This window comes from Thalassospira sp. Z349TD_5, assembly GCF_056173045.1.
In genome coordinates, this window is sequence record NZ_CM149654.1 from 2486418 (window position 1) to 2499450 (window position 13033).

A 13033-nucleotide genomic window follows, 5' to 3' on the forward strand; every position below is an offset into this window, starting at 1 on the left:
AAGTTTATTATGAAGGGTTGCCGTCTTGCTACCGTATGACCAACCGACAGGCAAGCACATCGTGCCAATCACACCCACAATCGCACGAAACCTGAACAGTCATGATCAGAGGCAATTGAGTTCAGCCCCTAGTTTCCCGACATTTCCGTCACCGCATCAATCCCGTAAAGCGCTTTATAGGCCTGCGTTTTAACGGCGGCATCAAGTGCAACATCGATGCGACCAACAAGTTCTTTCGAGACACTTTTTTTCGAATACATCAAATGAATTGGGTCTACGCCGAATTTAAACGGATGGGCCATTATCTGATCGGCAAACCCGACTTGATCCGCATATGCAAGGGTTATCGCAGGACTGCCGACCACCCCATCAATACGTCCATTCAACAGCAGATTAAGTCCGTGTTCGGCTTTGCTGACCTCAATCAACTGCTTGTCCGCGCCCGGCATTTCCAGAAATGCGGCAAACAGCGCGCCGCGATACGCCCCCCGAACATATCCAAGCTTCATATTATACAGAAAAATATCATCGACCGTTTGTAGCGGAAACCGCCCGACATCACCTTTGCGAATAACCATTCCGGAAACCTCGTTCCGGTAGGGATGCGAAAACCGTGCAAATTCTTCACGTTCCGGGGTGATCGATGCAGACGGCAGAACATCAAGTTCGCCATTTTCAATACCGTGAAGCGCCCTTTTCCAAGGCATGAAGACAAACTCGAACCGACAACCCATCGATGATAAAATCTGGCGAATGAATTTGATATCAGTACCAGATGGATCGCCGTTGTCATTTTTCACACTGAATGGAAAATAGGTTTCCGCCACCCGCACAGTTAACGTCTGCCCACAGGAATCAGCCTGCGCAGGATATGCGGTCTGGGCGGTCGCCACACCACCGATCTGTGCGCCAACCAACAACCATGCGCCAAGCACAATGTGCCAGACAGTTCTCATTCATGTTCCCCTACAACGGCCAATCACACCCCATTTTTGCAGACGTATTACTTTGTTATGCGCGGACGGTTTTGACGTTGTTTTCTGGCCGGATCGATCATCTCAGCCCTCTTGCCCAAGGTCGAGCGGAATAGACACCCGGTATTCCTGTGCAAGATCGGCATATCGATCAGCCGACACCTTAAAGAACTCAATTTCTTCCTGGGTCAGTTCGCGCACCTTACGGGCAGGAACACCAGCCCAAAGTTCACCAGCAGGAATACGTTTTCCCGGCGCCAGCAATGCGTTCGCGCCCAGCATCCCACCCTGCTCAATAACACAGCCATCCATCACGGTTGCCCCCATACCGACAAAGCTTCTGTCTTCAAGCGTGCAGGCATGAATGATTGCGGCATGTCCGATGGTGACATCATCGCCGATATATGTCCCGAATTTTCCCTTGGCGACATGAACCATCGTCAGGTCCTGAATATTGGTGCGTGATCCAATGCGGATTTCATGCACGTCTCCTCGAATGACGCAACCAAACCAGATACCGGTTTCAGCCCCGATCTCCACATCACCAATGATTGTCGCATTGGGTGCAATGAAGGCGGTTTCGTCGATGGTGGGCTTCACCCCGCGATAGGATAAACGCATAGTCACACGACCTTTCTTAAAATGCTGTTCGTTCTCAATGACGTTCCGGCTTTAGATCACAACCACCCTGCCGTCACATACCTTGATATGCCAGTTTAAATTCTAATATGTGAAGTTGAAAATTTTTCTCTGAAAAATCCAGCGCATGCACATTGTCAAAACAAAACCTGCATCATCCCACATTACTGGAAAACCGGTGATTACAACATTGCGCAGGGCGTGCGCCATTGCCGTGTGCCTGCTGTTTTCCCATCCTGCGCTGGCCGACCACGACAATCAGGCACCTGCATCACATGCGACAGGAACAATAATTGCCGCCTTTTCGGTATGGGAACCTTTTGCAATAGAAGATGAAGACGGCGGGCGTCAGGGCATTGATCTGATGCTACTGCACGAAGTCGCACGCCGGCTCGGGCTGGAACTGAAATCCCAACCCTGCCCTTGGCGCCGATGCCTCAAGATGCTTGAACTTGGCGAGATCGACGTCCTGACAAGCTTTGCCTATTCCGACGAACGGGCGAAATTCGCCCAATATATTTATCCGCCCTATAGCCGGGTAACTCCGGTCTTCTATGTCAACAAGCAAAGCCCGGCATCGATAACGCAATATGCTGATTTGCGCCGGCTTGCCATTGGTTCGGTGGTTGATTCGCGCTATTTCGAACCGTTCGATAGCGACACATCGCTTGAAAAATACGAAGCCGGTTCGGAAATTCTGATCCTTAGAATGCTCGAAGTTGGCCGAATCGACACCATCGTTGGGTCGGATGCCAACGCCGATTACCAAATTCGCAAGAACAACATGCAAGACAGCATCATCAAGGCCCCATTCAGATCAGATGTTCACAATGACATCCACATGTCCCTTTCGCGCAAATCATCCCTGATCGCGCAGCAAGACCGCATCGTGAAAACTATGCGTGATCTGCACAAGGAAGGCTTCATACAGAAAATCCACGAACTCTATTGGCCGGATGTCATCCCGGTTGACCTGCCTCAACTTGACGAATTTCCAATCACACCGCCGATATCAAGTGAATAGGCAAATATACGCTTCGCCCATGCCCTGGCGACCAAATGCTTCTGACAACTAACGCCTTAATGCGCAAATCGCTTTGCCCCGGCAACACAGGCCACCACCCCGACCGTTACGACAATCATCGCCCAGCCAACCGGCTCCGCCAAAATAAGAGCTGCCAGCATCAAACCGAAAAACGGTTGCAGCAATTGCAATTGTCCGACTGCAGCAATTCCACCAACGGCCAGTCCACGATACCAAAAGAAAAACCCGATCAGCATGCTAAAGACCGAGACATAGCCAAGGCCAAACCACGCGGGCATGCTGATCTCGGTAAAACTGTCTGGCATCATAACCGCACACAGGATCGCCATGGGAACCAGCGAAATCACCAGCGCCCAGCAGATCACCTGCCACCCGCCCAGACGGCGCGATAGCTTCCCACCCTCGGCATAGCCAAGCCCGCAGACAACAATCGCACCCAGCATGTAAAGATCACCACGCATCGCACCGGCATCACTGCCAATCGCGGCAAACCCAGCCACAAGCGCACTGCCCAGAACCGAAAACAGCCAAAACACCGCGCGCGGTCGTTCCCCGCCGCGCAACAAACCAAAGATCGCCGTCGCCAGCGGCAACAACCCGATAAACACAATCGACCGCGCCGATGTAATATGCTCAAGCGCCAATGCCGTTAACAACGGAAAGCCGACAACCACCCCGAATGCCACCACCAAAAGCGATCCCCAGTCGGACCTCTGTGGCCGGGTGGTGCGGGTCATCATCAAAATCACAAGTGCGATCATCCCGGCGATTGTCGCGCGCGCCACAGTCAGGAAAAGCGGATCAAAATCCATCACCGCAATTCGGGTTGCCGGAAGTGATCCACTAAAAATCAGAATCCCGATCAACCCGCTAAGCCAACCACCCGTTGTCCGTTCCACTGCAATCGCCATCGTCGCCTCCACATAATTCGAAGACGTATCTTTCGCTTGCCTGCCGCCCGATCACCAGACACAATCAAATACAATTACACCAAACTGTATTGATTACAGGAGCCGTACAGTGACAGGCGATCGCGCAGTAATACCGACAGATGGCAGCACACTTGTCGCCCATGTCATGGCCACAATCCGCAGCCGAATTGGCGCGCGTAATCTGTTGTCGGGGGATCGTTTGCCGTCGATCCGGGCCTGCGCCCATCAAATGGGGGTGTCAAACTCCACCGTGGTCGAAGCATACGACCGGTTGGTGGCCGACGGTGTCATTCAGTCACGGCGCGGATCGGGATTTTTTGTTTGTGCCCATACCGCCCCGCTCTCGATCACCCGGATCGGTCCCAAACTGGATCGGGCCATTGATCCGTTCTGGGTCTCACGCCAGTCGCTTGATGCCCGGCCCGACATGCTCAAGCCCGGCTGTGGCTGGCTCCCGGCAAGCTGGATGCCCGAAACATCGATCCGGCGTGCGTTGCGCACATTGTCGCGCACCCGCACCGAAACCCTGACCGAGTATGGAACGCCGCTCGGCCTTGCCCCCTTGCGCCAATTACTGTCACGGCGCATGGCGACATATGGCATTGATACCAGCCCCGATCAGATCCTTTTGACCGAGTCTGGGACACAGGCAATTGATATGCTCTGCCGGTTTCTGATCGAACCGGGCGATACTGTCCTGATTGATGATCCGTGCTATTTCAATTTTCAGGCACTTTTGCGCGCCCATCGCGCCAATATCGTCGGCGTTCCCTTTACCGCGAATGGCCCCGATGTTGATGCCTTTGACCGTATCGTCAAGGACACTAAACCCCGTCTTTACATCACCAATTCCGGGCTTCACAACCCAACCGGCGCATCCCTTTCGCCCATGGTTGCCCATCGCATTCTCAAAACCGTCGAACAGCACGACCTGATTGTGATTGAAGACGACATTTTTGCCGATTTTGAAAACACGCCCGCTCCGCGTCTTACAGCTCTTGGCGGGTTGGACCGGGTTATTCATATTGGCAGTTTTTCCAAAACCCTGTCGGCATCGGTGCGCTGTGGCTATATCGCAGCATCGCCTGACTGGATCGACGGGCTGACCGACCTTAAAATCGCTACCGGATTTTCCAGTGGCAACCTTGCCCCGGAACTGGTTTTGTCGATTTTAAAGGACGGCACCTATCGCAAGCATATGGATGCTTTGCGCACCCGCCTAGCAACGGCCATGACACGGGTGACGTCCCGATTGCAGTCGCTGGGGATCACCCCGGTCTCAACACCCGATGCGGGGATCTTTTTGTGGTGCAAACTGCCCGATGGCATGAATGCCGCGACGCTCGCACGAAATGCCCTTGCCGATGGTGTGGTGCTGGCACCCGGCAATGTTTTTAGCATTTCACAAACCGCCGATCATCTGATGCGGTTTAATATTGCGCAATGCGACGATCCCAAACTGTTTGAAATCCTCAAACGCGCCATGGGCTAAAACATAAAAAAAACAGGCGCGCCCGGTTTGGACACGCCTGTTTTTAATTGTATGAGGAAACCTTTTCCCGCCCCTTACGGGAACAGCGGCTCGATCTCAAGCCCCATGGTTTCGGGCAGGCCCAGCATCACATTCATGTTCTGCACCGCCTGACCAGACGCCCCTTTGACCAGGTTATCCTCAACCGCGACAATGATCACACGGCCCGGTACACGGTCCTTAACAACGCCCATCAAAACGTAATTCGACCCACGCACATGACGGGTTTGCGGCGTCACCCCAAATGGCAGGATGCGGACAAACGGCTCGTCGGCATAGCGTTTGGCAAGGGCGGCCTGAATGTCCTCGGCGGTCGTACCATCGGTCATTTTGACATAGATGGATTCCAAAATACCGCGGCTCATTGGCATCAGATGCGGGGAAAAGTTGACGACAACGTCGTTTCCCGATGCCCATGCAAGCCCCTGCTCAATCTCGGGCGCATGACGATGCCCGCCGGTGCTATAGGCATGAATGCCTTCGGTCACTTCGGCAAACAGGGTCATTTCCTTGGGCGAACGACCCGCCCCCGTCACCCCGGACTTGGCATCAATGATGATGTCATCGGCATGCACCAACTTGCTTTCCAAAAGCGGGGTTAATGCCAATTGCACCGGGGTTGGATAACAGCCCGGATTGGCCACAACACGGGCTTTTTTGATCTTTTCACGGTGCAGTTCGGTCAGGCCGTAAACAACCTGCTTTTGCAAATCCTGTGCGGCATGTTCCGCGCCATACCATTCCTGATAGGTCGCCGGATCAAACAACCGGAAATCCGCTGACAGATCGACAACTTTGACGTGGTCGGGCAATCCGGCGATCACTTCCTGTGTCGTGCCATGGGGCAGCGCACAGAAAATAAGGTCCACGGTTGACCAGTCGGCATCTTCGATCTTGATCATGGTCGGCAGATTGATATGGGCAAGATGGGGGAAAACTTCCCCAAACGGACGTCCGGCGCGTCGGTCTGCGGTCAGCAATGTGATGACCGAAGCTTCATGGTGCGCAAGAATACGAACCAATTCCGCCCCGGTATATCCGCTGGCACCGAGAATTCCGACTTTGACCTTAACGTCACTCATTTCAAATCTTGCTCCTATAGGCGTGCCCCGAACATACACGGGGCCTTGATAAGGCGCGGATGTTGGCAAACAAGCCCCCGATATGCAAGCGTTTAGGCACAGGATATTTTGCAAAATGCACTTTTATTCAGGTACTGGCTAATTCGAAGAATCAATCCGCGCTGTTAATATCGGATATTCGACTCTTAAGCTTATTTCTCGAGAAGATTTTTGTATCAACCAATTCAGAATAAACTTTTTTGAGATATTCATTTGCTCAGCAACAGGATCAATATTAAGTGATATGCCTTTAATATTGAGAGTAATTTTACTAACCCACCCCCCTTCCAGTCGATCATACACACAGCTGTAATGTTGGGTGTTTTTACTTGCAGTTCCGAGAATAGCAGTATGGCAGCTTGAGCTGTCCTCAGGATCAACCCAAGACAAAGACCCCCAAACAGGCGTAGTTACGCTCTCTGGCTTGATGAGCTCATCTCTCAGGTGTTGAATATAATGCCGAAAGTCTTCTGTAACTTTTGTTTGTCGCAAAAATCTCCTCATTTCTGGACTCTTCTGGCTCAAGCCCGGAACGGATTGCATCAGTTGGCGAACACGATACACATCGTCAACAAAAGACCATGCATTAGCCAAAACCGCTAGTAAACGAACAGGTTCCGCTTTCAGTTGGTTCACATTTAAATAAAGCTCTCGAACGTGCATTTCACTTATAGCAAAACCGGTGACCAGAGCCTCAAACAACTGCAAATATCTTGCATCATAGCTTTTCCTCATGGCACCTCCGATTTCCTATACATCAAAAGATTATTGCTTACGTGCACGCCGCACCGTTGACGGACAGGCGCGTTTGTCTTCGGGCAGCACGGTATAGAACTTTTCGATTTTCTCGTATCCCGTCGGGGCAGCAACCGGGTAGCTCGCGACTTGGCGTTGATCGGAAAGGCCAAAATCGCTGGCTTTCAGGCCGGATCGTTGTTGCCACATGCGGCGATGGGCGTCTGATAAAATAACGTCCGGGTCATCAATCAGGAAAATCGCATCGCGCGCCAGCCGGTCATTGTATTTATGATGAGTTGGCAACCACGCGGCCAACTGTTTGCGAAGTTCCCCCGGACTGGGAAGGTTGCGGGTTCGGGTGGCAAAGCTTGTCATGCGATCAACAAGCTGGCTGATATCGCCCGGCGGTACTGATCCATGTGTGGCCCGATCAATGAAAAACGCCAGATCAATTTCAGTTGGATCGCGCTTGATGATCGGGCGGAGTGCCCCGTACAGCTTAAAAAACCGGGCGATTTTGCCGCCATCGGCATTGGCCGCGTCATAGACTTGGCGATAGGCACGCTGCACTTCAGGCCGCGCGCCATAGTCGGCGAAACGGCGCTTGAAATCTTCACGTTGCGCAGTATCAATCCAGATCGAACACAGGATATCAAAGGCCGCATCGTTATTGCCCAGTGCCAGCCGGTGCATGTCCTCGGTCAGCGGCCCGAATACGGATCGCAGCAACCCCGGATTGGCCCGTTCGGCGGCAAAGATAATCTGCTGTATTTCCGCCCCTGCCCCGGCGGTTGCCCCGCGCGGTCCCCAGGTCAAATAGGCGCGCGGATCATTTGTATGACAATATGGATCGCTTTCAAGGAACCGCTTGCCGCTGCGCGGGTTTTTCGACTGACAGAAGTTAAACTGGATGACGTCGTAATCCGTCCCCTCAAGCGCAAAGGTCAGCTGATTGGCGCGCTCAATCGCCCCTGGCGGTGATATGTCGGCGGGCATCAACAACCGCCAAAGCCCGACCGTGATCGCACCATACTGCTCTGCGCCAACAGCGGCCCGCACCGCGGAATTCAAACAAGGTTGAAGATCAACAATCGCTTGGCGGGTTTTCGCCCCGACAATACCATCAGCCTTGCCATAGACCGCAACAGGACCCTCCTTGCACCGCGCGGCTTCGACAAACAGCTTGCGCTGAAACCCCGATACCGACCCATAACGCCCCAATGTCAGGGCGCGGTTTTCAAACCGATACAATACCTGATCAAGATTATCCGCCTGCGCTGTACCGGCCCCCATAAGCCAGATCGCAAACATAAACGATCCCGCCAGCACCAAAACATATGTTGGCAGAAACGAAACGCGACGGGACCAATGTAAAAGATGGTGTTTCAGAACGCCCTCAATCAAACAGTAAATTTCAGCGCAAAAGTATCATCAAGCTTAACCGGGCTTACCGGCCACGCCAAGCCGTTGCCTCTAACGCAGCAGGTAACTTGTTCGTCTTCAACCGTCAGTCGATTGGTAAGTGCGGACTCGTGATGGAGCGAATTTCAGTCTTGATCCACTGATGTAACGTTTCAAACCGGTTTGTTTGCGCAAAACTGGGCGAACAAACCAGCCAATATGCCGACGGCATCCGGACTGCCGGGCCGATTGCCTTAAGGTGCCCCGCCTTAACATCCCCCTCGATCAAAAGGGTCCTTCCCAACCCGACTCCCATGCCGCCGATTGCCGCCTGAAGCATCAAATCGGCACGATCAAATTGGCCGCCCGGCGTGATTCTTTCGCGGTCCAGTCCGCAATTGGATAGATAGTAATCCCAACTAAATTCCGAGCCATCCACTTCGCCGCGCCGGTCGGCAAGAAAGACTGTATCTGGATGACTTAAAAGCGTTTCAGGTGCAGGGGTATGTTCAAGATATTTTGGACTTGCGACAGGCTGCAACCAGCACTGCGCAAGATGGGATGAATGCAAACCGGGATACGGCCCCCGGCCAAACCGGATCGCGGCGTCGGCCTCATTTGCCTGAAACTCAATGGCCTGCTCATTGACATCAACCGAAATATTGAGGCCCATTGCCCGGGCGTTCGGCAATATCGGGATGAACCATTTCATCGCCAGCGACGACGGCATGGAAAGATGAATCAGGTTGGTCGACTGGACACGGTCAAGCTTATCAAGTGCCCGGTCCCACCCAGCAACGCTTTCGCGTGCCGCCCTACAAAGGATCCCGCCAATCTCGGTGAGCCGCAGACTGCGTGTAGTGCGATCAAACAGCGTATGACCAAGCGCCTCCTCAAGCGACCTTGCCCGATGGCTCACCGCCGACTGGTTGACGTTCAGTCGCGCAGCCGCCTTGGTGAAACTCATCTCCTCGCCAATGGCGGCCAGCATCGGCGCAGCTTGCATGAGTTTTGCGATAGCTTGCTTTCGATCCATATTCATGAATTCATCTCATGTATTTATGAGTACCCTGCCGCAAAACCATACCGTAAATAGACAACAAGGATAAATTATCTCTGATATTCTGGATAATAACATGAAACAAACTCACGCAAACACACAAACAATCACTGCCCAAGTCGTCAACGCCTTTGTCACCGGCAACGTTGGTGGCAACCCGGCGGCGGTCGTACTCGATGCCGACAATCTGAGCGATGCGGACATGCTGCGAATTGCAGCCAAGGTTGGCCTGTCTGAAACGGCATTCGTTTCCGCGTCACAGACACAGGCATTCAAGCTTGATTTCTTTACGCCAAATCGCCGCATTGCCCATTGCGGTCATGCGACCATCGCGACCTTTTCCTACCTTGCCGAACTGGGAGGCGTTTCCGAGGGCGAAACATCAAAGGAAACCGTTGATGGTCCACGCAAAATCGTCATTAAAAACGGTGCGGCCTATATGGAACAACTCGCGCCCAGCTACCGCATGCCAAGTGATTGGGTGGGCGACGACGTCACTGCTGCCGACGTTTTGAAATCACTTGGGATTAAGGAACACGATCTCGCCCAAAACGTCAGCCCGGTTCTTGTCAACACCGGCAATAATTTTGTCGTCGTAGGTGTGAAAGACGGCGCAACCCTTCGCAACTTGAAACCCGATTTTGACCTTATTTCCGACATCAGTGAGAAACTCGATCTTGTCGGATATTACGTCTTCACAACCGACAGGGACGCAACGGACAAGGATGCCACAACCCGGATGTTCGCCCCGCGCTATGGCATTGAGGAAGAGTCAGCAACCGGCATGGCCGCAGGACCGCTCGCCTGTGTCCTGCACGACCATTTAAACATCAACAAAGAAACTCTGGTGATTGAGCAAGGCCGCTTTATGGCCCCGGCATCGCCAAGCCTTATTACAGTGGAACTCACCGTTGAAAACGGCAAAATCCTTGGCTTGATGGCTGGCGGTCACGGCAAGGTATCAGAAAGCCTTACCATCGATTTTTAAACAAAACCGCCCCTGCCAGCATAACACATGCTGGCAGGGGCGAAATATATTGGCACCGATATCAAAACGGGCGTGACAGCCAACCTTGATCAAACGGCGAGCTGTGGCTCCAACTGGCCGTCAATTTTAACAGGGCACTCAAGCAACGCCAGGCGATAGCGGCCGATTTTGGCAAATCCAAGCGCCTCATAAGCCTTTGCCGCCGCTTCACTGTCGGTTGACAGAATGGCGTGCTTTACCCCGTTGGATCGCGCCGCCAACAGAGTTTTGGCGACCAGAATACGGGCATAGCCATTTGATCGCTGCTCGACCGGCGTCCAGACCGGGCCAACCTGCACCACTTCAGGCAGCTGCGCGTTAAACCCCGAAAGACTGACGGGTTTTCCATCAACAATCAGCCCCCACATGGTGCGCGCATCAAGCGCATGCACCAGTCGCGATGCGATCTTACTGTCAAGCAACGGGGTATCCTGTGCGCCAAGCGCCTCAATCTCATAAGCGCGCAACCAGCGCAACAAAGTGCTGCGATCCAGTTTTTCCGCATCGACCATCTGAAACCCATCAGCCCGGACATTTACCGGGACAATCAGATCAGCCAGATCAAGCGTATAGAGCACATCAGATGCATTAATCGCAAAATTCGCATCGCCAAGGCCAAGCTGAACAATCATGTCGGCGGCCTGATCGGCATCACCAAAGATACCCGCCACCGGATGCGGGATTTCAGCACGGAATGCCGTGGTCAAGGCGTGCGGGATATGTGCCTGATCCCCGGCCTGAACAAACACATTGCCATTACCAAACTGCGCAACGATCGCAGAGACGTGTCCCGCTTTGGAAACTTCCCCGAAGTATGTTCCAGAAAGCGGATGACGACGTCGTTCGATACCCGCAGTTCGCAAATTCCCGCGCAGAACCATGCTGGTCGCAGCATGGTTGGCAAGGAAGGCGTTTGCGGCATCAAAATCGGCGTCGTGCAGCTTTCTGTACTGCATATCGGGGGGGGCCCTTTCTTTGGGGTTCAGGTCTTTGCCAACCTTTGAAATTGGCACAAAAAAAAGACCGCTCCATTAGCGGCCCTTCACAAATAACGGGGAAATCCAACAGAGGTTCAAAAGTTATGTTTTGAAAATTCGTCGCATATTTCCCACCATTGGATGACACCTTAAATTCAGAAATTATCTCTTTGACCTTTTGTTCTTATCACAACCTGCAGAATTTCCGATCCTTGTTTTTAAAATTCTTTCCCAACAAGAACATCGGCCTGCTTCCAGCATGTGGAAACGGTCAGCAAGAAGCTGATTTTCAATTCGGTTTGCGATAACCTCTGAAACTGGTATTACCATTACCGAGCGCATTTTATTCGGAGTTGACCTCATGCCAGTGATTACCTGCGTCGAAGACCTGAAACGTATCTATAAACGGCGCACGCCGCGCATGTTCTATGATTACGCAGAATCCGGAAGCTGGACCGAGCAGACATTCCGTGAAAACACGACTGACTTTCAGGATATTCACCTGCGTCAGCGGGTGGCAATGAATATGGCCGGACGGTCAACCCAAAGCCAGATGATCGGTCAGGATGTCACTATGCCTGTCGCGCTTGCGCCTGTCGGACTGACTGGAATGCAATGCGCCGACGGCGAGATAAAGGCCGCCCGTGCGGCTGAAAAGTTCGGTGTACCCTACACTTTGTTGACCATGTCGATCTGCTCGATCGAAGATGTCGCCGAACATACATCCAGTCCATTCTGGCTGCAGGTTTACACGCTCAAAGATGACGACTTCATGCAGCGCCTGTTTGACCGGGCGAAAGCAGCCCAGTGCTCGGCAGCCGTCATCACGGTGGACCTTCAAATGCTGGGCCAGCGACACAAGGATTTGAAAAACGGTTTGTCAGCCCCGCCCAAACTGACCGCGAAATCCGTCGCGAACATGATGACAAAGGTGCAGTGGGGCCTGGGCATGCTTGGCACCAAGCGACGTTTCTTTGGCAATATTGTCGGACACGCCAAGGGTGTTGGCGATCCGTCATCATTGAGCACCTGGACGGCCGAATTCTTTCGACCAATCCCTTGACTGGAACCGCATTCGCGAATTCCGGAAAATGTGGGATGGGCCTTTGATCATCAAGGGGATCATTGATCCACGCGATGCGCTGGAGGCGCTCAATGTCGGCGCTGATGCCATCATCGTGTCCAACCATGGCGGACGCCAGTTGGATGGCGCCTTATCCTCCATTCGCGCATTGCCCGCCATCATGGATGCGGTCGGCGACAAGATTGAGGTCCATCTCGATAGTGGCATTCGCTCTGGCCAGGATGTTCTGAAAGCCCTGGCCCTGGGTGCAAAAGGCACCTATATCGGCCGGGCATATATCTATGGCCTAGGGGCCATGGGCGAAGAAGGCGTCACCAAATCGCTTGAGCTTATTCATAAGGAACTTGAAGTTTCCATGGCGCTTTGCGGACATACTGACGTGACCAAGGTCGATCGCGACATTCTGATGGTCCCGCGCGATTTTTCTGACCGCTGGCAGTAACGCAGCAGACACCGTTTCGTGTCTCAAAATCAAACAAAAAAGCGGCGTCTTTCATCTGTAAA

At 53.0% G+C, this 13033-nt stretch carries 13 protein-coding genes; 5 read left to right on the forward strand and 8 right to left on the reverse strand.

Annotated elements, in window-relative coordinates; genetic code table 11:
• Positions 1-128: 128 nt before the first annotated feature.
• Positions 129-956, reverse strand: a complete 828-nt coding sequence (locus AC0VXT_RS11395; RefSeq protein ID WP_475545534.1) for a substrate-binding periplasmic protein — start codon at positions 954-956, stop codon at positions 129-131.
• 102 nt (positions 957-1058) lie between these two features.
• Entirely contained in the window at positions 1059-1595 is a 537-nt protein-coding gene (locus tag AC0VXT_RS11400) for a gamma carbonic anhydrase family protein (protein ID WP_475548579.1), read from the reverse strand.
• 196 nt (positions 1596-1791) lie between these two features.
• Between AC0VXT_RS11400 and AC0VXT_RS11405 the strand changes: the two genes are divergently transcribed.
• Positions 1792-2637: a substrate-binding periplasmic protein gene (locus AC0VXT_RS11405; RefSeq protein ID WP_475545535.1), complete on the forward strand. Its 846-nt coding sequence runs from the start codon at positions 1792-1794 to the stop codon at positions 2635-2637.
• Positions 2638-2693: 56 nt separating this feature from the next.
• Here the strand turns inward: AC0VXT_RS11405 and AC0VXT_RS11410 are convergent, their stop codons facing one another.
• Entirely contained in the window at positions 2694-3569 is an 876-nt protein-coding gene (locus AC0VXT_RS11410; RefSeq protein WP_475545536.1) for a DMT family transporter, read from the reverse strand.
• Positions 3570-3678: 109 nt separating this feature from the next.
• On the opposite strand from AC0VXT_RS11410, the gene AC0VXT_RS11415 reads away from it, so the two are divergent.
• Positions 3679-5082: an aminotransferase-like domain-containing protein gene (locus AC0VXT_RS11415; protein ID WP_475545537.1), complete on the forward strand. Its 1404-nt coding sequence runs from the start codon at positions 3679-3681 to the stop codon at positions 5080-5082.
• Positions 5083-5156: 74 nt separating this feature from the next.
• Here AC0VXT_RS11415 and argC read toward each other — a convergent pair whose 3' ends face one another.
• From argC to AC0VXT_RS11435, 4 genes are all read right to left on the reverse strand, one after another.
• Complete coding sequence (argC, locus tag AC0VXT_RS11420; protein WP_475545538.1) at positions 5157-6203, reverse strand: N-acetyl-gamma-glutamyl-phosphate reductase; 1047 nt, start codon at positions 6201-6203, stop codon at positions 5157-5159.
• 138 nt (positions 6204-6341) lie between these two features.
• Complete coding sequence (locus AC0VXT_RS11425; protein ID WP_475545539.1) at positions 6342-6977, reverse strand: hypothetical protein; 636 nt, start codon at positions 6975-6977, stop codon at positions 6342-6344.
• Between the two features lie 30 nt (positions 6978-7007).
• Positions 7008-8291 (reverse strand): hypothetical protein, encoded by a 1284-nt coding sequence (locus AC0VXT_RS11430; RefSeq protein WP_475545540.1) that lies wholly within the window; start codon positions 8289-8291, stop codon positions 7008-7010.
• A gap of 196 nt (positions 8292-8487) precedes the next feature.
• The gene (locus AC0VXT_RS11435; RefSeq protein WP_475545541.1) at positions 8488-9423 is read right to left on the reverse strand and encodes a LysR substrate-binding domain-containing protein; all 936 of its coding nucleotides are present in this window, start codon (positions 9421-9423) and stop codon (positions 8488-8490) included.
• Positions 9424-9517: 94 nt separating this feature from the next.
• On the opposite strand from AC0VXT_RS11435, the gene AC0VXT_RS11440 reads away from it, so the two are divergent.
• Positions 9518-10429 (forward strand): PhzF family phenazine biosynthesis protein, encoded by a 912-nt coding sequence (locus AC0VXT_RS11440; RefSeq protein WP_475545542.1) that lies wholly within the window; start codon positions 9518-9520, stop codon positions 10427-10429.
• Positions 10430-10518: 89 nt separating this feature from the next.
• Here AC0VXT_RS11440 and AC0VXT_RS11445 read toward each other — a convergent pair whose 3' ends face one another.
• On the reverse strand, positions 10519-11424 hold the full coding sequence (locus AC0VXT_RS11445) for a GNAT family N-acetyltransferase (protein WP_475545543.1): 906 nt from the start codon (positions 11422-11424) through the stop codon (positions 10519-10521).
• Between the two features lie 382 nt (positions 11425-11806).
• On the opposite strand from AC0VXT_RS11445, the gene AC0VXT_RS11450 reads away from it, so the two are divergent.
• Together AC0VXT_RS11450 and AC0VXT_RS11455 are read left to right on the forward strand one after the other, a co-directional pair.
• Complete coding sequence (locus AC0VXT_RS11450; protein ID WP_475545544.1) at positions 11807-12508, forward strand: alpha-hydroxy acid oxidase; 702 nt, start codon at positions 11807-11809, stop codon at positions 12506-12508.
• Between the two features lie 28 nt (positions 12509-12536).
• Complete coding sequence (locus AC0VXT_RS11455) at positions 12537-12971, forward strand: alpha-hydroxy acid oxidase (protein ID WP_475545545.1); 435 nt, start codon at positions 12537-12539, stop codon at positions 12969-12971.
• The last annotated feature ends 62 nt before the right edge of the window (positions 12972-13033 follow it).

What these genes read in the sequence shown, in the direction of transcription:
- AC0VXT_RS11395 (WP_475545534.1), bottom strand. Translation starts at nt 956, where the DNA reads ATGAGAACTGTCTGGCACATTGTGCTTGGCGCATGGTTGTTGGTTGGC.
- AC0VXT_RS11400 (WP_475548579.1), bottom strand. Translation starts at nt 1,595, where the DNA reads ATGCGTTTATCCTATCGCGGGGTGAAGCCCACCATCGACGAAACCGCC.
- AC0VXT_RS11410 (WP_475545536.1), bottom strand. Translation starts at nt 3,569, where the DNA reads ATGGCGATTGCAGTGGAACGGACAACGGGTGGTTGGCTTAGCGGGTTG.
- argC (WP_475545538.1), bottom strand. Translation starts at nt 6,203, where the DNA reads ATGAGTGACGTTAAGGTCAAAGTCGGAATTCTCGGTGCCAGCGGATAT.
- AC0VXT_RS11425 (WP_475545539.1), bottom strand. Translation starts at nt 6,977, where the DNA reads ATGAGGAAAAGCTATGATGCAAGATATTTGCAGTTGTTTGAGGCTCTG.
- AC0VXT_RS11430 (WP_475545540.1), bottom strand. Translation starts at nt 8,291, where the DNA reads ATGTTTGCGATCTGGCTTATGGGGGCCGGTACAGCGCAGGCGGATAAT.
- AC0VXT_RS11435 (WP_475545541.1), bottom strand. Translation starts at nt 9,423, where the DNA reads ATGAATATGGATCGAAAGCAAGCTATCGCAAAACTCATGCAAGCTGCG.
- AC0VXT_RS11440 (WP_475545542.1), top strand. Translation starts at nt 9,518, where the DNA reads ATGAAACAAACTCACGCAAACACACAAACAATCACTGCCCAAGTCGTC.
- AC0VXT_RS11445 (WP_475545543.1), bottom strand. Translation starts at nt 11,424, where the DNA reads ATGCAGTACAGAAAGCTGCACGACGCCGATTTTGATGCCGCAAACGCC.
- AC0VXT_RS11450 (WP_475545544.1), top strand. Translation starts at nt 11,807, where the DNA reads ATGCCAGTGATTACCTGCGTCGAAGACCTGAAACGTATCTATAAACGG.
- AC0VXT_RS11455 (WP_475545545.1), top strand. Translation starts at nt 12,537, where the DNA reads ATGTGGGATGGGCCTTTGATCATCAAGGGGATCATTGATCCACGCGAT.